The 19,093-nt window shown below is 38.3% G+C and carries 14 protein-coding genes; 8 read left to right on the forward strand and 6 right to left on the reverse strand.

All coding sequences use genetic code 11. The features are described from left to right. Nucleotides 1–906: 906 nt before the first annotated feature. Together ACFIMQ_RS00250 and ACFIMQ_RS00255 are read right to left on the reverse strand one after the other, a co-directional pair. A complete protein-coding gene (locus tag ACFIMQ_RS00250; RefSeq protein WP_375615593.1) occupies nt 907–1,497 on the reverse strand; it encodes a Smr/MutS family protein in 591 nt (196 codons plus the stop codon). Nucleotides 1,498–1,549: 52 nt separating this feature from the next. Next, nucleotides 1,550–2,242: a Tim44/TimA family putative adaptor protein gene (locus ACFIMQ_RS00255; protein WP_375615594.1), complete on the reverse strand. Its 693-nt coding sequence runs from the start codon at nt 2,240–2,242 to the stop codon at nt 1,550–1,552. Nucleotides 2,243–2,415: 173 nt separating this feature from the next. Between ACFIMQ_RS00255 and ACFIMQ_RS00260 the strand changes: the two genes are divergently transcribed. Further along, nucleotides 2,416–2,910, forward strand: coding sequence for an FxsA family protein (locus tag ACFIMQ_RS00260; protein WP_375615595.1), 495 nt, complete (start codon nt 2,416–2,418; stop codon nt 2,908–2,910). A 142-nt stretch (nt 2,911–3,052) separates the two neighbouring features. Continuing rightward, a complete protein-coding gene (secB, locus tag ACFIMQ_RS00265; protein ID WP_375615596.1) occupies nt 3,053–3,529 on the forward strand; it encodes a protein-export chaperone SecB in 477 nt (158 codons plus the stop codon). A gap of 66 nt (nt 3,530–3,595) precedes the next feature. On the opposite strand, the gene ACFIMQ_RS00270 is transcribed toward secB, so the two are convergent. Then, a complete protein-coding gene (locus ACFIMQ_RS00270) occupies nt 3,596–5,896 on the reverse strand; it encodes an NADP-dependent malic enzyme (RefSeq protein WP_375703156.1) in 2,301 nt (766 codons plus the stop codon). Between the two features lie 196 nt (nt 5,897–6,092). Between ACFIMQ_RS00270 and mutS the strand changes: the two genes are divergently transcribed. Then, the gene (mutS, locus tag ACFIMQ_RS00275) at nt 6,093–8,837 is read left to right on the forward strand and encodes a DNA mismatch repair protein MutS (RefSeq protein WP_375703157.1); all 2,745 of its coding nucleotides are present in this window, start codon (nt 6,093–6,095) and stop codon (nt 8,835–8,837) included. 1,393 nt (nt 8,838–10,230) lie between these two features. Here mutS and ilvD read toward each other — a convergent pair. The 3 genes from ilvD to ACFIMQ_RS00290 form a co-directional block, all read right to left on the reverse strand. After that, nucleotides 10,231–12,069 (reverse strand): dihydroxy-acid dehydratase, encoded by a 1,839-nt coding sequence (gene ilvD / locus ACFIMQ_RS00280; RefSeq protein ID WP_375703158.1) that lies wholly within the window; start codon nt 12,067–12,069, stop codon nt 10,231–10,233. A 976-nt stretch (nt 12,070–13,045) separates the two neighbouring features. Beyond that, a complete protein-coding gene (locus tag ACFIMQ_RS00285) occupies nt 13,046–13,297 on the reverse strand; it encodes a DUF1150 family protein (protein ID WP_375606172.1) in 252 nt (83 codons plus the stop codon). Nucleotides 13,298–13,323: 26 nt separating this feature from the next. After that, the gene (locus ACFIMQ_RS00290; RefSeq protein ID WP_375615600.1) at nt 13,324–13,755 is read right to left on the reverse strand and encodes an Hsp20 family protein; all 432 of its coding nucleotides are present in this window, start codon (nt 13,753–13,755) and stop codon (nt 13,324–13,326) included. 122 nt (nt 13,756–13,877) lie between these two features. Here ACFIMQ_RS00290 and nth point away from each other — a divergent pair, with 122 nt between their 5' ends. The 5 genes from nth to pheT all read left to right on the forward strand — a co-directional run bounded on the left by nth (nt 13,878) and on the right by pheT (nt 19,035). After that, on the forward strand, nt 13,878–14,618 hold the full coding sequence (gene nth / locus ACFIMQ_RS00295) for an endonuclease III (RefSeq protein WP_375703159.1): 741 nt from the start codon (nt 13,878–13,880) through the stop codon (nt 14,616–14,618). A 153-nt stretch (nt 14,619–14,771) separates the two neighbouring features. Continuing rightward, the gene (gene rpmI / locus ACFIMQ_RS00300; protein WP_183193590.1) at nt 14,772–14,975 is read left to right on the forward strand and encodes a 50S ribosomal protein L35; all 204 of its coding nucleotides are present in this window, start codon (nt 14,772–14,774) and stop codon (nt 14,973–14,975) included. A 33-nt stretch (nt 14,976–15,008) separates the two neighbouring features. After that, nucleotides 15,009–15,410 carry a 50S ribosomal protein L20 gene (gene rplT, locus ACFIMQ_RS00305; protein WP_012230420.1) on the forward strand — a complete coding sequence of 134 codons (402 nt, stop codon included), beginning with the start codon at nt 15,009–15,011 and terminating at the stop codon, nt 15,408–15,410. 95 nt (nt 15,411–15,505) lie between these two features. Beyond that, nucleotides 15,506–16,588, forward strand: a complete 1,083-nt coding sequence (pheS, locus tag ACFIMQ_RS00310) for a phenylalanine--tRNA ligase subunit alpha (protein WP_375703160.1) — start codon at nt 15,506–15,508, stop codon at nt 16,586–16,588. Between the two features lie 32 nt (nt 16,589–16,620). Further along, nucleotides 16,621–19,035, forward strand: coding sequence for a phenylalanine--tRNA ligase subunit beta (gene pheT / locus ACFIMQ_RS00315; protein ID WP_375615603.1), 2,415 nt, complete (start codon nt 16,621–16,623; stop codon nt 19,033–19,035). Nucleotides 19,036–19,093 lie beyond the last annotated feature (58 nt).

Genomic DNA, 19,093 nt, shown 5'->3' on the forward strand with positions numbered 1-19,093 from the left:
CTCATATTCTACTTCTACGCCTCATTATTTTTAATTATTATGAGAAAGGGTTTTGCCCTTTAATGAATGAAAAAATTTCTTCATGAAAGCATTCATCTAAATTGTATCTTTTGATGCGAGTGTGCGGCTAGGTATTATAAAGTGTTTATTGTTATTTATTTTCACGATTCTCTTTAATTCAGTTACACAGTTTTTAAAACTATCCATAGCAATATCTTTTGAGTAACGTAGTTTCTCAATTTCTCATGTTTTTATTCTTCATATACTTAATAGATTAATGCATTGATTTATAAAACAATTTATCATTTTACATCCTGAATTAGATCCGCAAATATGATAAGACTCTCTCATTTTAAGTCTTCTTATATTGAATTAATAAAAATCTTTCGTTTGCACATCACAAACGAGATGAGAGCCGTGTAGAGTAAAAACACTTAAAGAAAGGCATACCGCTTATAAACTTTCTCAAGTACTAAGGAAGATTCAAGGGCTGTCGCCATATTGGGAATTGGTAAATCACGTTAGAATATCCAACCTTGCACTTTATATTTAAGTGTAAAGATGGTGGTATACAATGAATTTTATACACCTCATGGAGATTGCTTTTTAATAAGCATGTGAATATGTAACATAAGTATGTTCTGCCTTAAACATTCTGTTTTTCGTGAGTGCTGTTATCACATTAAATCTGTAAAAAACAAAAGTATGAGGCAATGAGAGAGTGTAAAACAATGTCTTTATAAGAAAATTAAAAAATAAGGGAATATTGTATTTAAGGTTTTTGCGCAATATATGGGAAATAATTAATTATCATTATTAATCAGTACATTATCACATCTTTTCTATAACCTGAAACATACGAAATCTTATAAAATCAATATTGAACCTGAAACGACCACAATAACATCACATTTCTTTTCCCGATACGAAACGCCGCAACCAAACATAAAGCGCACCTTCACCGCCATGTTGACGCGCTGCTTGCTCAAACGCATGGACATAATATCGAAAAGATGGTGTTGATAACCAATACGGAACAAATCTATACAAAGCTCCATCGCTCCCAACGGATCGTCCTTTTCCTGTAATCACAAGAACATAACGCAATCCTCTCTGCTGAGAGGATTGTAAAAATTTTTTTAAGAAAAAATAAGCTTCTTCCTGCATATAACCGTGGAGATCAAGACGCGCCTCAAGAGGATAACGACCTTGGGAAATTTTACGATGCGCAACATGATCAAAGAAATGAACCTTTTGTGCTTGTGTAACTGCCCTCTTTTCTCTTTTAATAATTGTCGAGGGTTGTTGATTTTCCTGAGACAATGAGGAGATTTGAGTTATAGGCTGTTTTTTATCATTAATATTTGCAATAGTTTCTGAAGTAGAAGAGAGCATCTTACCGTGAAGCGGTGTTATTGTACGACAAACCATCTCCCATAAAAGGCGATCTTGTGAAGCCAATAAATATCTTTTTTGTCTCCATTCATTTGAGGACATTTTAATTTCTCATAAATCATTGAATGCTTATGGAAGAAAAACTAAAAATACTTTAATTTTCATCTTCTGTAGCAAAAAGCTTCCAGTTTGGATCTGATGATAAGCTACTGCGAACAAAAGTCCAAATATCCCTAATCTCTACAATAGCATCAGGATCACCATCTATACGCTCGCCCTGTTCATTATAAGTAACAGAAATCATCTCACTGACAATACGTATCGTTAAAAGTTCGTCTTTTTCTTGTATTGCCGCCGCGACAAACTCAATCTTATTAATTCCAACAAAAGTAAACTCTATTCTTTCTTTGTTTTTTTCTCGTTGCTCAATAGCCGTACAAAAGCTCTCAAAAACACCCTGACAAAGCAAGCTTTTAAGTTGATTGCGATCACCTTTGGCAAAAGCTGTTACAATCATTTCATACGCAATTTGTGCACCTTTTATAAAAAGTTGAGGAGAAAAATGAGGATCAATTTTATGCAATTCCCGCAAATTTTTATTTAAAATACTCCCCTCCGGTGAAATTTTATCAATTTCACTAAAGTCGTCTTTTTGTGAATTTTTCTGATGAGGGAACGAAACAATATTATCAGCCGTTTCTGCTTCACCTTGTTTTTTAGAACGTCGTGAATAAGGATCAAAGGGTGGCTTTTCAAACCCAATTCGTTTCCCTAATACATTACGGAGTTGCACAAAAACAACAACCATAACAACAAGAGCTATGACAAGTATAACGTCAAATTCCATAGGCGCTATCAATCTCCAAAGCTTAAGTCTCTAATAAACATTGCAGTCAATACCATTTATCAATAAATATGTAAAATAAGGAATCCTATCATTCAAATATTTTTATAGATTTTATATTTAAACGGAGTGCTCTTAAGAATTTCTCCCCTACTCACCCAGAAGGAAATTTTCATGTGATAAAACTTTATTCTATAAATCCTCGTTTTTTTGTTGTTATTTTTCTTTGCATTCTTTTAATCGAGATCGCTAGTTTTATCTTTGTTGGTCAAGAAATTGGTATTTTGGCAACTTTGAGTTTGGTTATTCTCACAACCATAGTTGGGGTTGTTTTATTGCGAATTCAAGGGATTAGCCTTTTAAAAAACATACAAACTGAACTTATCCAAGGACGCACGTTAGAAAATAATATTATTAATGATGCTTTCATTATGTTCAGTGCGATTTTACTTATTCTTCCCGGCTTTGTAACTGATCTTTTGGGAATATTACTTCTTATTAAACCAATTCGCTCTGTTGCTTGGCATTTCTTTTTATCATTAAAAAACAAAATGAATCAAAGTACTAAAAGAAAAAATAACTCTGAAAAAATAATTGACCTTAACGCAGAAGATTATAAAATTCATGATACGACAGAATCTCCATGGCGCAAAAATGATGATAACCATTAAAATGCTTAAAAGATCTGTAACGAACTAAAAAAATATTCAAGATAAAGAGTGCATTCCTTGCAACCTTCTGTAAGGCGTGATAACCAGTTCAACCTTTAGATCTAAAATAAATGTACATATTATAATGAGAGAGGTTTGTAGCATGGCCGAAGGTGAAATGAACAACAGTGGTGGAGAGACGATTTTTGCTGTATTAACTCAATATTTAAAAGATTTCTCATTCGAGAATCCAGGCGCTCCTCATTCATTGCGTGCGCGTGAAAAATCACCACAAATTGATATCAACATCAATGTCAATGCCAACCCAATTGGTGATGACAATTATGATGTCGTTTTGTCTCTCTCCGTCAAAGCTAATGATGATACTGAAATCTTATTTCATGTAGAGCTGATTTACGGTGGTGTTTTTCACCTTAAAAATATTCCACAAGAACATGTTATGCCTCTGGTCTTTATTGAATGTCCCCGTCTTTTATTTCCATTTGCTCGACAAATTATATCTGATGCTACTCAAAATGGTGGTTTTCCACCTTTGTGGATTGATCCTATTGATTTTGCAGCACTCTTCCAAAAGCGTCTTGCTGAAGAACAAAAAGACAGTCAAATACAGCCCTCTTAAAAAGTTTATTCTTTTGCTATCAAAAAGCCCCTTGATATATATTGGTATATTAGGGGCTTTTTTCCTTTAGACGGCTTTTGCGGCATGATAAGCCGCAAGCATTGCAATATTGACAACATCTGTATCGCTTCCACTAAATGGTACAATTTGGACAGATTTTTCCAATCCAATTAAAATAGGACCAATGATGGTTGCTTCACCAAGTTCTTGTAACATTTTGCTGGCAATGGAAGACGCGTGATATCCAGGCATAACTAAAATATTAGCAGTCTCTGTTAATCCCATAAATGGGTATTGCTGCATCAATTTGGAATTGAGCGCCACATCAGCGCTTATTTCTCCATCAAACTCAAAATCAACCTTGCGTTCGTGCAAAATATTAATCGCATCCTGAATTTGCTGCGTCGTCTGCCCTTTCATGTAGCCAAACGTAGAAAATGCTAAAAATGCTACCCGTGGTTGATACCCAAATCCACGTACAAATGAAGCTGTTTGTTCCGCTATATCAGCAAATTCTTCAGCATTAGGATTTTCATAAACAGCTGTATCGGCAATAAACACAGTTCGGCCACGGCAAATGGCCATTGAAATACCAATCAATCGTTCTTTTGGTTTTTCATCAATTGCCCGACGTATATCGATCAACGCTGTTTCATAATTGCGTGTCACTCCTGTAACCATTGCATCAGCATCTCCTAGTGCCACCATACACGCAGCAAAATAATTGCGATCATTATTGATACGACGATGACAATCACGCAATAGCCAGCCTTGACGCTGCATCTTTTTATAAAGATAATTCGCATAAGCATCTGTACGGCAAGAAAGCTTGGCATTTATAATAGAAATACCTTCACGCTCCAAATCAATTCCAGCGATAACTGCTGCTTCTCTTATTTGCTCTTCCCGACCAACCAAAATCGCTTGTCCTAATTTTTGATGAACATAAGAAACGGCTGCCCGCATAACTTGTTCTTCTTCACCTTCTGCAAAAACAATTTGTTTTGGCGCTTGACGAACATGGTTATAAACCCCACGCATTATCGAAGAAGTAGGATCACGCCTCGCATTCAAATCGCGCTCATAGGCCTCTAAGTCATCTATGTTCTTTTGTGCAACACCGCTTTCCATTGCTGCTTTTGCTACCGCTATTGAAACAACTGTGAACAAACGCGGATCAAAAGGAACGGGAATGATATAATTAGGACCAAATTTTAATCGCTTTCCACGATAAGCTTCTGCAACGCTGTCAGGTACTTCCTCATGCGCTAAATCGGCAAGAGCCCTTGCCGCAGCAATCTTCATGTCTTCATTAATAACTGTTGCACGCACATCAAGCGCACCACGAAATATATAAGGAAAACAGAGAACATTATTAATCTGATTTGGATAATCGGAACGCCCTGTTGCAACAATAGCATCATGACGCACTTGCATAACCTCTTCCGGCGTAATTTCTGGATCGGGATTGGCCATAGCAAAAATGATCGGCTGCGGCGCCATGGATTTTACCATTTCAGGGGTAAGGGCACCTTTAGCAGAAACCCCGAAAAATATATCTGCTCCTTCCATTGCTTCCATAAGCGTACGTTTATCCGTTCGAATAGCATGCGCAGATTTCCACTGATTCATTCCCTCTTTACGACCTTCATAGACCACACCCTTTGTATCACATAATATGATATTTTCAGAACGAAAGCCCATTGCTTTAATCAGTTCAATACAAGCAATCCCAGCAGAACCAGCACCATTACAGACTAACCGCGTATTTTGCATATCGCGCCCTGTTAAAGTCAAAGCATTGAGAACACCCGCAGCAACAATAATCGCTGTACCATGTTGATCATCGTGAAAAACAGGAATATTCATCACCTCGCGTAGGCGGCTTTCAATCATAAAGCACTCAGGTGCCTTAATGTCTTCAAGATTGATTCCACCAAAAGAAGGTTCTAAATGACGCACCAAATTGATAAAACTTTCCGTATCATTTATATCAATTTCTAAATCAATGGAATCAATATCCGCAAAACGCTTAAACAGCACTGCTTTGCCTTCCATGACCGGTTTAGAGGCAAGAGCACCTAAATTGCCTAACCCTAAAATAGCTGTACCATTTGAAATAACAGCAACAAGATTGCCTTTTGCTGTATAATCGTAAGCGAGTGCTGGATTTTGAGCAATTGCCTTAACTGGAACCGCAACACCTGGTGAATAAGCAAGTGCTAAATCATGTTGTGTTGCCATAGACTTTGTTGCAACAATCTCAAGCTTTCCTGGTCGACCACGACTATGAAAATCAAGAGCTTCTCGCTCACTAGCACTATAAATCACTTGAGGTGTTTTTTGATCCTTCTCGCTCTTTTTCATCTCACTTTATTTTCTCCAAAAACAGTGTAAATTTTGCTTGATAATGCGTATAGTCATTAAATTTGATTCATATGTTAGAAATCGCTATTCTTGCCTTAGCAAATCTAATGATACGTTGCAATTTAGAGATAAATAAATATCGAAGTAAACAAAAAAAGACTAAAAGCTTCACTGAAAGGGAACAGGCCACATAAAAATGGATAAAAAAAACAACGATAAAAATAATTTAATTCCACAGCCTGCCTCCTCATCTGCTTCCTCTCAAGAACGTCTTACACCTATGATGGAGCAGTACATAGAAATCAAAGCCATCAATCACGATTCCCTTCTCTTTTATAGAATGGGGGATTTCTATGAATTATTTTTTAATGATGCAATTGAAGCTGCTCAGGCTTTAGGAATCACACTCACAGCACGCGGAAAACATTTAGGACAAGATATTCCTATGTGTGGTGTTCCCGTTCATGCGGCAGATGATTATTTGCAAAAACTAATTGCTTGTGGTTATCGCGTTGCTGTTTGTGAACAAATAGAAGATCCTGCTGAAGCGAAAAAACGTGGCTCAAAATCTGTTGTTCGGCGTGATGTTGTTCGTCTTGTAACACCTGGAACAATAACAGAAGAAAAACTCCTTGATCCAACGCGTGCAAATTATTTGATGACGCTTTCCCGTATAAAAACCAGTGATGGAGAAGAGTTTGCTCTTTCTTGGATTGATATCTCAACAGGCATATTTCGTGTAACAGAAAGCCGCCAAGAAAAACTTTTGGCAGATATTATGCGTGTGGATCCACAAGAAATCATTGTTGCTGATTCCTTTTTTCATGATAAATCTCACAAATCGCTTTTTAATGTTCTTGATCGTATCGTTTCACCTCAACCTGCTTGTCTCTTTGATGCACTCACCGCTGAACGCGATATTTGCAATTATTTTAAACTCTCAACTCTTGAGGGTGTTGCCGATTATTCACGTTCCGAACTCTCTGCAATTGTGGCGGCTATTCGTTATATCGAAAAAACACAAATCACGCATCGTCCTCCCCTCATGCAGCCTGAGCGCCAAAATGAAAGTGCGACTCTTTTTATTGATGCTGCAACCAGACTAAGCCTTGAACTTATTCGTACGACATCAGGTCAACGGGATGGAAGTTTATTAAAAGCTATTGATCGCACTGTAACAGGAGGAGGGTCACGCCTTCTTATTGACCGCCTTATTGCTCCCCTCACCACTCCTTCAGCGATTGATACGCGTTTGGATTCTATCGATTTTTTTCTACGTAATCCTTCTCTTGCAGAAGCGATAAAGCTTATTTTAAAAGGGGGACCAGATATGCCCCGCGCCGTTTCACGTTTGGCTCTTGGACGAGGAGGACCCCGTGATATGGCGACAATCCAACGCGGTTTTGAAATCATTCGTGAACTGCATCAACTCCTTAATAATGAGCTCCTGCCTCAAGAAATAAGTGATGTACAGCAGATATTCTCAAACTTACCCACAGCTTTATACATTCATTTAGAGCAAGCATTAGCTGATGATCTCCCACTGCTTAAACGTGATGGGGGATTTATTCGTTCCAATTATCATAAAGAACTCGATGAAATGCGGGCTTTACGTGACGAATCTCGCCGCGTTATCGCTGAACTTCAAGCGCAATATGCCCAAGAAACAGATATTAAGACACTTAAAATAAAGCATAATAATATTCTAGGCTATTTCATTGAAGTAACCAGTACACAAGCATCTGCTCTCACAAATAATCCACAGGCTAAAGCACGTTTTATTCATCGCCAAACAATGGCAAACGCTATGCGTTTTACAACAACAGAGCTTGCTGACCTTGAAAGCCGTATTGCCCATGCTGCCAACCATGCATTGACGCTTGAATTAGAAATCTTTGATATTCTCGTTCAGGAAATTACCGAACAAGTTGACTTTATTCGTAAAGCCTCTGAAGCACTTGCCATTTTAGATGTCTCTGTCGCTCTAGCACATCTTGCTGAAGAACAAGGATATTGCCGCCCTAAAATTGATCATTCACTGACCTTTCATATTACAGCAGGACGCCACCCTGTCGTCGAGCAAGCACTCCGAAAACAAGCCGCAGAACCCTTTATTGCCAATAATTGTGATCTCTCTGTACAAAAAAATCAACAGTATGCAGCAATCTGGCTTTTAACTGGACCTAATATGGGAGGAAAATCAACTTTTTTGCGGCAAAATGCTCTCATTGCTATTATGGCACAAATGGGGTCCTTTGTTCCAGCAACTTCAGCGCATATTGGCGTCGTTGATCGTCTGTTTAGCCGTGTTGGTGCTTCCGATGATCTTGCACGAGGGCGCTCAACCTTTATGATGGAAATGGTTGAAACAGCAACGATTCTCAACCATGCAAGTCACCACTCCCTTGTTATTCTTGATGAAATAGGACGTGGAACATCAACCTTTGATGGACTATCTATTGCTTGGGCAGCCGTTGAATATCTCCATGAAGTTAACCATTGTCGTGCTATTCTTGCTACCCATTTTCATGAAATGACTGCGCTTACCGAAAAACTTGATAGACTGCATAATGTAACCATGAAAGTCAAAAATTGGGATGGTGATGTGGTTTTCCTTCATGAAGTCATACCAGGAGCTGCTGACCGTTCCTATGGTGTACAAGTTGCAAAGCTTGCTGGACTTCCCCCAGCCGTTATTACACGAGCGACAGATGTCCTCCATCAACTAGAACAAGGTGAAATGGCTGGAAAAGGGCATAAACTCATTGATGATTTACCCCTCTTTTCTCTTAAAGCAACATCTCCTGTCAATGAAGAAAGAAACAAACATTGTGTTCTTCACGAAGCTTTAAAAAATATCCATCCTGATGAACTCTCTCCTAAGCAAGCTTTAGAAACAATTTACCACCTCAAACAGCTTGAAGAGAGTACCCCCCTATAGAAAACAGATGTTATTTTTTATTAAATAAGCTTTCTTAATAGGAAATAAAGTGTCCTTTTTTGATATGTTTTGGTACAAATATTTGTTTACCTTATTCCTATTGCTTTTCTACGCAATATATTTTGATAAGTAGAATGCATCTAGAGGAAAAATCCTATGCATTATATTTCATATTTCCTTAGATCAATCTTGGCGCTTATACAAAAAATTGATCCACATCGATTCTTTTTACAAGACAATCATTTTTTGCAACGATTATCTTGAATTCTCCTCCACCTTGCCAACATGCATGTTTAATGAATTACGCTTTTTCACGCCCAATATTATCTTACTCATAGCAACAGCTTGGGTTTAAAGCTGTCTGTGTGTATCATACTACCCCTTTTTGCATGATAAATTCACGTGCACTAGATTACGCCTTTTCTTTATATTTTAAATGATAAAGAACTCTTTTACTGTTTCCACATGAATCATATAATTAAGTATATCAATGATATCCTAGTTGCATTTTATTTTCCTAAAAAAAGCTTTTGAAATCCTTCCCAACCTTAAACGACGAAGATTTCCACTCGAATTTGATCTGTAAACAGTCCCAATTCTAGCGGCTTCCTCTTAAGCTTCCCACTCATGTAATTAACTTACACAAGGACTTGACAAACAAGCCTAAGAATATTCACAACACACGTTAAAAACACTTAAATGTTGAAAGCTTTCTTATATCCCGCGCCTCAATGACAGTGTTTTATAACCCAACAAAATAATATCACCAGTACAATAAATATCTTTCATAAGATGAGTAATAAGAGATTATAACCTTGCATAAAACTAGAATATGATATGAAAAGCGCTTGATACGACCTCACCTGTCTTACACAACTACTAAAAAAATCCGCAGCAGCTTTTATAAATTTTATGCATCGCCTTTTAATCATACTTACGATAATTCAAAATATCCTGATAAGCTCATAAACTTATCCGCTTAGAATATCGTACAAAAGATACCAAAAAATCTCTTAGAGGACACTCTTTCTTTTATAAATCAATACATTGATTTATAATTAAAGTTTAGCGTTATTCAACTTGAATTAGCCCCCCCCTAAATATCGTAATAATATTCTTTCATTTTAAACCTGTTTATCTTAAACCAATCAAAATCACTTGCTTGCACATCACAAGCGGGATGAGTGTGTGGGAAAAACTATAATACAAATGCCTCTTATGAACCCCAAGGATTGTAGCAACATCCATGAGCTGGCAAAGTGTGTGATGGTGCCGGCTTGCTTCTTCTCAAGCGTAAAGATGGGGAATCTACCATTATACCATTCACGGATGCCATCATAAAATGAACTTGGGAGCATTGAGAGATGTCTCTTAAAACGCATCCTTTATCTCATCAAATATTACGAACTGCACCCTTTGAAGCAGATGTGGTCATCGCTGCATAAGCTTTGAGAGCCTTTGAAATTTTACGCTGACGCTTCTCAACCGGTTGCCAAGCACCTTTTCCTTTTGCGTCCATCTTAGCACGACGCTGCTTCATTTCAATGTCATCAACCAATATATGAATGCTACGATTTGGAATATCAATTTCTATGATATCCCCCTCTTCTACCAACGCAATTTCTCCTCCTTCAGCAGCTTCTGGTGAAATATGTCCTATCGAGAGCCCTGAGCTCCCCCCTGAAAAACGTCCATCCGTAACAAGTGCACAAACCTTGCCCAATCCTTTAGATTTGAGATAACTCGTTGGATAAAGCATTTCTTGCATTCCAGGTCCACCACGAGGACCTTCATAACGGATTAAAACAATTTCACCTGTTTTAATCTTATCCGTTAATATAGCTGAAACAGCTGAATCTTGGCTTTCAAAAATTCTTGCTGGACCTTTAAAGGTTAAAATTGACTGATCAACACCTGCTGTCTTTACAATACAGCCATCTTTTGCAAGATTTCCATAAAGAACTGCCAATCCTCCATCTTGTGAATAAGCATGTTTCCTATCGCGAATCACACCTTTTTCACGATCAAGATCAAGAGTCTCATAGCGACTAGATTGGCTAAAAGCGGTTTGGGTTGGAATGCCACCTGGAGCAGCACGATAAAATGCACGAACTGTTGGTTCATTGGTTTGTTTTACATCCCAACGGTACAGAGCTTCTTTCATCGTTTTTGCATGAACCGTATAAGTTGACGTATCAATGAGTCCCGCCGCATCCAATTCGCCTAAAAGCCCCATAATACCACCGGCACGATGAACATCTTCCATATGCACATTCGCAACAGCAGGAGCAACCTTGCATAAAACAGGAACACGACGTGAAAGATGATCAATATCCGTCATGGTAAAATCCACCTCACCTTCTTGCGCCGCTGCTAAAAGATGCAGTACTGTATTGGTTGATCCTCCCATGGCAATATCAACGGTCATTGCATTTTCAAAAGCCTTGCGTGAAGCAATAGAGCGTGGCAAAACTGTTTCATCATCTTCTTCATAATAACGCTTGACCAATGTAACAATCTGTTTTCCAGCTTCTTCAAAAAGCATCCGTCGATCTGCATGTGTTGCTAGCATTGATCCATTTCCGGGAAGCGAAAGCCCCAATGCTTCCGTTAAACAATTCATAGAGTTGGCCGTAAACATTCCTGAACAAGAACCACATGTAGGACAAGCAGCGCGCTCCATTTCAGCAACTTCTTCTTCTGAATTCTGTTCTGAAGCTGCTGCGACCATGGCATCAACCAAATCAACCATTAGATCTTGATCTTTCCATTTAATCTTACCTGCTTCCATAGGACCGCCTGAAACAAAGATTGTTGGAATATTCAACCGTAAAGCAGCCATTAACATACCAGGCGTAATTTTGTCACAATTAGAAATACAAACAAGTGCATCCGCACAATGTGCATTAACCATATACTCTACAGAATCAGCAATAATTTCGCGTGAAGGCAAAGAATAAAGCATTCCATCATGCCCCATCGCAATTCCATCATCTACAGCAATAGTGTTAAACTCTTTCGCAACACCACCAGCAACGGCTATCTGTTGTGCAACCAATTGCCCAAGATCCTTTAAATGGACATGTCCTGGTACAAATTGTGTAAAAGAATTCGCAATCGCAATAATGGGTTTACCAAAATCTGCATCTTTCATCCCTGTTGCACGCCAAAGACCGCGGGCTCCTGCCATATTACGCCCGTGAGTCGATATTCTTGAACGGTAAGAAGGCATTATTTTTTTCCCCTCAAATAATTCCATTTTTCTTGTTGTGCTGTAACTTCATTATAAAAACAAGAGCTTTAATATTCAAAAGAGAAAAATACCTTGGACTGAGGCATTTGAAGCACAAAATTAAAAGATTTGCATAAACTTCCTCATAAAGCTTTTGTTTTTTCTATTCCTTATCAATCAACATCCCATCCCTGCGTAACTCTATGTTTGAGAAAAATGTCAAGACGATTCAGTGTAGTATGAACTGTTCTAGATTTTTGTATGCCAGATTTGATGGCTATATTGCGTATATCTATTTGCGTAATTTCTGAAACAAAAAGACAATCTAATTTGGAAAAAATATAAAGATCTAATAGTTAAAACCTATCATCTCCTTACAATTCAGCTCTACACCTTTCAAAAGCTTCCATAGTAATATCTTTTAAATAATGATGAGCCGCTGTCTCATGCTTTTGTTTTTCACACTCTTCAATAGAGTTAGCCCCTTAGGAAAAACAGAACGCCCCAAACAAATACACTTGTATAGCCTTTATGTACTCATTTTAAAGAGACATCTTTCAATGCACTCGAGCCCATTTCACGATAGCGCCTATGAATGGTATAACAGCCCCCGTGAATAATATAAATCTATAAGGGACATCTTCACACTTATGAAGAAGAAAACTGACACCATCATACATTTTTTCATCCCCAATGTTGCGAAATCCTTGGCAATTAAGACAATTAAAAAGAGATATTTTTATCCCTTTCTTCAAGTGTTTTTATCCACATGGCTCTCCCTGCTTATGACATCAAGCAAGTGACTTTAATTGTTTCAATATAAGAAGATCTCACATGAGAAGACCCTATGATATTCGGGGCTCATTCCAGTTGTAAAAATTAATTATGAATATAAATCAATGTCTTATATCATTATACCCTTTATGAGAAAAACGAATAGAATTTATAAAGGATTTCGTTTTCCTCGTAAGGAAATCTAGTGCAGAGTTACAATTTGTAGTTCATGCTCATTGGCTCCAGCAAGAGCGATAGAGCGTTCATCGGATAAAATGATAGGATAACCTGTTTCACCAAAGAGAGCCCATATGGTAATGCCTGGGGTCATTGGTGGAAGATCTGGAAAGTTTTTAGCCAAGTCATCTGTACAAACTTTTTTTAAATAGGCAATCTGTCCCGCATCAGAGTAGGCTGTGTTCTGAAACGATAAGTTTTGTTTATGTTCTCCCATTTCACGGTTCCTTTACGCCTTAACTTTTATGACTCACCACTACTGACTTTAATTGGAATCTGTTTTATTTCTTTTTTTAATCTTGGTTGATACAGATTAATTGATAAAAGACCATTTTTCAACTCGGCATTTGCGACGTGCATCCCTTCCGCAAGAATAAAGATCCGCTGGAATTGTCGCGCTGCTATACCGCGATATAAATATTGATGACTTTGGTTGTCTGTTTGTTTACCATGAATAACCAATTGATTATCATCGAGCAAAATATTAAGATGATTAATCTTAAATCCAGCAACAGCCAAAGTTATCCGGATATGATTTGCATCATCGTTTTTATGTAAACGTTCAATGTTATAGGCTGGGTAAGCTTCATCAGCTTTACCGATACGTTGCAATGTTTTTTCTACGGTTTCAAATCCTAAAAGAAAAGGATTGGAGAAAGGCGTCACATGTGTCATTCATGAGTATCCTCTTTGAAAAGCGGCGTTACTTGACCAAACTCTATACAAAGTGTTCGCTGCATTCCTCTCATATGGCGAGCGTAAATGATAACTTCAAGAGAGAAGATTAAGAGAGTTCAATGACTCAACGTACCATAAAATTATCAAAAGCGCGAAATTTATCTGGTATATTATATAATAAAGATGAAATTGCAGAAATATTTCGCCGTTTTTCTGTGCAACGCCCAGCGCCTAAGAGTGATCTTATCTATACAAATATTTTTACGCTTTTGGTGGCAGTTGTACTTTCAGCTCAAGCGACAGATGTAAGCGTTAATAAAGCGACAAAAGAATTATTTCGCCTTGCTGATCAACCGGAAAAAATGGTTGCATTAGGGGAAGAAGAAATAGCACTTCATATCCGTTCAATTGGTCTTTGGCGAGCAAAAGCACGCAATGTTTATGCACTTTGCAACTGTTTAATTAATCAATATGGCGGTCAAGTCCCTGATACGCGTGAAGCACTTATGACCCTTCCTGGAGTGGGACGAAAAACGGCTAATGTTGTTTTGAATATTGCTTTTGGTCAACCTACATTGGCAGTAGATACACATATTTTTCGCTTAAGCAATCGTCTTGGTTTAGCGCCTGGCAAAACACCAGAGATTGTCGAAGAAAAATTATTAAAGATTATACCGATCTATTATCTTCGTCATGCGCATCATTGGTTAATTTTACATGGACGCTATATTTGTCAAGCACGTCAAGCAAAATGTGCGCAATGCATTATTGCCGATTTATGTAAAGCCGCAAGTAAAACAAATGCTATCCCAGCACCTCTGGTTGAAATTCAAGGTAATGGCGCTCCGATTTTTTTGTAATACAGTCTTGCTATTTTGTGTATACTAGCTTATGAGAACATTTTTGGAACCGCCCGGCAGGGCATGCCGTGGCTGTTTAAATGCTTGTTCAAGCGTTGGTCCGCTTGAGTGAATAGATGTTTGATTGAATAAACTAATGTATGGAGTAGCAAAATGCCCAAAATGAAGACCAAATCATCCGCTAAAAAGCGGTTTAAAATCACTGCGTCAGGCAAAATTAAAGTAGCAGCTGCTGGTAAGCGCCACGGCATGATTAAGCGTTCGAATAAATTTATTCGCGATGCACGTGGAACAATGGTTTTATGTGAACAAGATGCTAAAAAAGTCATTCAGCATTATTTGCCGAATGGTATTTAAACCTTACGCTTTTGATTTTGAGGAGATTATAATATGGCTCGTGTGAAAAGAGGTGTGACAGCACACGCTAAGCACAAAAAAGTTCTTAAACAAGCTGAAGGCTTTTATGGTCGACGTAAAAATACCATTCGTGCTGCTAAAGCAGCAGTTGATCGTTCAAAGCAGTATGCTTATCGTGACCGCAAAAATAGAAAGCGTACTTTCCGTGCTTTGTGGATTCAGAGAATTAATGCGGCTGTTCGTGCAGAAGGTTTAACTTATGGACGTTTTATTGATGGCTTATCAAAAGCCGGTATTGAAGTTGATCGTAAAGTTCTTTCAGACATAGCAATCTATGAGGCAGAAGCATTTTCTGCTCTAGTCGCTTCAGCAAAAAAAGCTTTAGAATATTTAAAAGACACAACACCTAATGCTTTTGAAGGCGCTGTCAAGTAAGCCAGTCGTGTTCTCTTAAAGCATTTATTTATTCGAGGTCCCGTGCTGGCTATGGCGAGTACGGGTTTTTTTTTATTAAAAAAATAGGCAAAAATATGAACGATATTGAGCGTTTGGAACAAGAAATTTGTTTAGCCTTAGAAGCTGCAAGTGATGAACAGGCACTTGAAACAGTGCGTATTGCAGCATTGGGGAAAAAGGGGAGCATCTCTGAAAAATTAAAAGAATTAGGAAAAATGGAGGCTAGCGAGCGTCATAAAGTTGGACCTGTTCTTAATGGATTAAAAAATCGTATTTTAGAGTTATGGGCGCAAAAGCGTGATCTTCTAAAAAGACAAGCAATGGATGCTCGTCTTTCTCGTGAAACGGTGGATGTTACCTTACCTGTTCGTTCTTCTCCTATAGAACGGGGGCGTATTCATCCTATTTCACAGGTGATTGAGGAAATTATTGCCATTTATACAACGTTGGGTTTTTCTCTTGCAGAAGGTCCAGATATTGAAACAGACTATTATAATTTTACAGCATTAAATTTTCCTGAAGGGCATCCAGCGCGTGAAATGCATGATACATTCTTTTTTGACGTTGATAAAATGGGAGAGAGAAAATTATTGCGGACCCATACATCACCTGTACAAATTCGCACACTAGAAAAACAAAAAGCACCGATACGGATCATTATTCCTGGAAAAACTTACCGCATGGATTCGGATGCAACGCATTCTCCCATGTTCCATCAGGTCGAGGGTCTTGTCATTGATAAAACCTCCACCATTGCCCATATGATGTGGCTACATGAAACCTTTTGTAAAGAATTTTTTGAAGTTCCCTCTGTAAAAATGCGTTTTCGTCCCTCTTTTTTCCCTTTTACCGAGCCATCTATGGAAGTGGATATTCAATGTGATCGTTCTGGTTCAGAAGTAAAGTTCGGAGAAGGACAGGATTGGTTGGAAATTTTAGGATGCGGAATGGTGCATCCTCATGTGTTGAAAAATGTTGGTTTAGATCCCGATGAATATCAAGGCTTTGCATGGGGAATGGGCATTGATCGTATTGCCATGTTGAAATACGGTATGCCTGATTTACGGGCTTTTTTTGATGCTGATCTGCGTTGGTTAGACCATTATGGCTTTCGTTGCTTTGATATGCCTGCTTTTTTTCCTAATAGAAATGTGTGATCTTAGTCATCGCTTTCATGTGAGGTTTTAAAATGAAATTTACATTGTCGTGGTTAAAAGATCACTTAGAGACAAATGCATCTTTAGATGAAATTTGTGAAAAATTAACCGCTATCGGTCTTGAGGTTGATCACGTTGATGATCGGTCTTCTTTAAAAGGTTTTGTGATTGCAAAAGTTTTAACAGCAATAAAACATCCTGATGCCGATAAACTTCAAATTTTATCAGTGGATACAGGAACTGCTACACCTGTTCAAGTTGTCTGTGGAGCACCAAATGCACGTGCAGGTCTTATTGGTGTTCTGGCACTACCAGGCACTTATATCCCAGGACTTGATGTGACACTATCTGTAGGAAAAATCCGCGGGGTTGAAAGTTTTGGGATGATGTGTTCGCAAGCGGAGCTTGAATTATCAAATGAACATGAGGGAATTATCGAACTTCCAGAAGATGCACCTATTGGAGATTCATTTGCAGCTTATGCTGGTTTAGATGATCCGATCATTGATATTGGCTTGACCCCCAATCGTTCCGATTGTACAGGTGTTCGCGGTATTGCCCGTGATCTTGCTGCCGCTGGAATGGGAAAATTAAAAGAATTATCTTTGTCAACATTTGAGCCTTCTTTTGAAACACCTCTCGATGTTTCATTAGATTTTTCGCAAGGTTCATCATTATGTTTAGGTTTCGCTTGGCGTGAAGTACGCAATGTTCAAAATGGCGAATCACCACAGTGGATGCAACAGCGTTTGAATGCAATTGGTTTGAGACCGATTAATGCGCTTGTTGATATGACCAATTACATCAGTTTTGACCTTGGTCGTCCACTCCATGTTTTTGATGCAGATAAAATTAAAGGTAATTTGTGTGTACGTTGTGCTCGTGAGGGAGAACAGCTTCAAGCACTGAACGGAAAAGTCTATCATCTGGGCGCTAAGAATTGTGTCATTGCAGATGACGAGGGGGTTGTTTCGATTGCCGGTATCATGGGCGGTGAAAGAACGAGTTGTGATGAAACAACACATCGCGTGATTATTGAATCGGCGCTTTGGGATGCGCAAAGCATTGCACAAACAGGAAGAGCATTAAGTCTTATCAGTGATGCACGTTATAGATTTGAACGAGGTGTTGATCCAGCTTTTATAGAAACAGGGCTTGAGATTGCAACAGAATTGGTCTTACGTCTTTGTGGTGGTGAAGTATCTAAGAAGAGGATCATCGGCTATCAACAACAAGAAATCAAACAGATCGCTTTTCCTTTTTCTGAAATTAAACGTTTAACAAATTTGGAAATAGAGCCTGAAAAAGTCATCTCTATTTTAACAAAACTTGGATTTTTCGTTGAAAGAAAAGGAGATGTCGTTACGGTAAAAGTACCATCATGGCGCCCTGATATTATGGGTAAAGCCGATTTGGTGGAAGAGGTTATGAGAATTTATGGGTTAGATAAAATTAAACCTATTCCTTTGGAAAACTTTGCAGAAGGAAAAGATCAAATTTTAACATGCGCACAAATTCGTTCACGTGCTACACGTTTGGCTCTAGTGCAACGTGGTATGAAAGAAGCGGTGACATGGTCTTTTATTTCTGAAAATCAAGCTCTTGCTTTTGGAGGAGGTCAAGAAGAGCTTAAATTAGTTAATCCTATTGCTGCTGATATGTCAATGATGCGTCCTTCCCTTTTACCTGGCTTGATTATGGCGGCACAAAGAAATGCTGATCGTGGTTTTTCCGATCTTGCTTTGTTTGAAGTTTCAAGTATTTATGAGGGCGACACCCCTGATAAACAACACCGTGTTGTTAGTGGAATTCGTCGCGGAACAGAGCAATTTAAAGGGGCTGGGCGTTTTTGGAATGGAAATGCAACCGTCGTTGATGTTTTTGATGCCAAAGCAGATGCTTTAGCTATTTTAGAAGCATGCGATATGGATGTTGGGAAAGTGCAGATTGAAGTTGGAGCACCGGATTGGTATCATCCTGGTCGTTCAGGTGTCATAAAACTTGGATCAAAGATTATTCTTGGTTTTTTTGGTGTTTTTCATCCTGCTACATTAGAAAAGTTAGATGTCAGTGGCCCTTTATGCGGCTTTGAAATTTTTCTAGATCGAATTCCAGAATCAAAGAAAAAAACGACCAAAAGCCGTCCTCCTTTGAAACTCTTACCTTTTCAAATGGTGCGGCGTGATTTTGCCTTTATAGCGGATAAAACTGTTGCCTCTTCTCTTATTATTCGGGCGGCAAGTGGAGCTGATAAAAAACTTATTCATTCAGTGCAGGTTTTTGATATTTTTGAAGATTTAAGCTTTGGTGAAAATAAAAAATCTGTTGCAATTGAAGTAACTATTCAGCCCATAGAACGGACTCTAACAGATGAAGATTTAGAAAAGCTTGCCTCAAAGATCGTGGATAATGTTACCAAAATGACAGGTGCATATTTGCGCTATTGAGTATTCTCATTTTTTATAAGATATTTTACATGAAGTGGGAGCATTTTTGAGTGCTCCT

Origin of the sequence: Bartonella sp. AD13SXNS (assembly GCF_042196465.1) — a bacterium.
Classification (GTDB): domain Bacteria; phylum Pseudomonadota; class Alphaproteobacteria; order Rhizobiales; family Rhizobiaceae; genus Bartonella.

Bases quoted from the DNA above. Each gene is read 5' to 3' on its own strand.
- ACFIMQ_RS00250 (WP_375615593.1), bottom strand. From the start codon at position 1,497: ATGTCCTCAAATGAATGGAGACAAAAAAGATATTTATTGGCTTCACAA.
- ACFIMQ_RS00255 (WP_375615594.1), bottom strand. From the start codon at position 2,242: ATGGAATTTGACGTTATACTTGTCATAGCTCTTGTTGTTATGGTTGTT.
- secB (WP_375615596.1), top strand. From the start codon at position 3,053: ATGGCCGAAGGTGAAATGAACAACAGTGGTGGAGAGACGATTTTTGCT.
- ACFIMQ_RS00270 (WP_375703156.1), bottom strand. From the start codon at position 5,896: ATGAAAAAGAGCGAGAAGGATCAAAAAACACCTCAAGTGATTTATAGT.
- mutS (WP_375703157.1), top strand. From the start codon at position 6,093: ATGGATAAAAAAAACAACGATAAAAATAATTTAATTCCACAGCCTGCC.
- ilvD (WP_375703158.1), bottom strand. From the start codon at position 12,069: ATGCCTTCTTACCGTTCAAGAATATCGACTCACGGGCGTAATATGGCA.
- ACFIMQ_RS00285 (WP_375606172.1), bottom strand. From the start codon at position 13,297: ATGGGAGAACATAAACAAAACTTATCGTTTCAGAACACAGCCTACTCT.
- ACFIMQ_RS00290 (WP_375615600.1), bottom strand. From the start codon at position 13,755: ATGACACATGTGACGCCTTTCTCCAATCCTTTTCTTTTAGGATTTGAA.
- nth (WP_375703159.1), top strand. From the start codon at position 13,878: ATGACTCAACGTACCATAAAATTATCAAAAGCGCGAAATTTATCTGGT.
- rpmI (WP_183193590.1), top strand. From the start codon at position 14,772: ATGCCCAAAATGAAGACCAAATCATCCGCTAAAAAGCGGTTTAAAATC.
- rplT (WP_012230420.1), top strand. From the start codon at position 15,009: ATGGCTCGTGTGAAAAGAGGTGTGACAGCACACGCTAAGCACAAAAAA.
- pheS (WP_375703160.1), top strand. From the start codon at position 15,506: ATGAACGATATTGAGCGTTTGGAACAAGAAATTTGTTTAGCCTTAGAA.
- pheT (WP_375615603.1), top strand. From the start codon at position 16,621: ATGAAATTTACATTGTCGTGGTTAAAAGATCACTTAGAGACAAATGCA.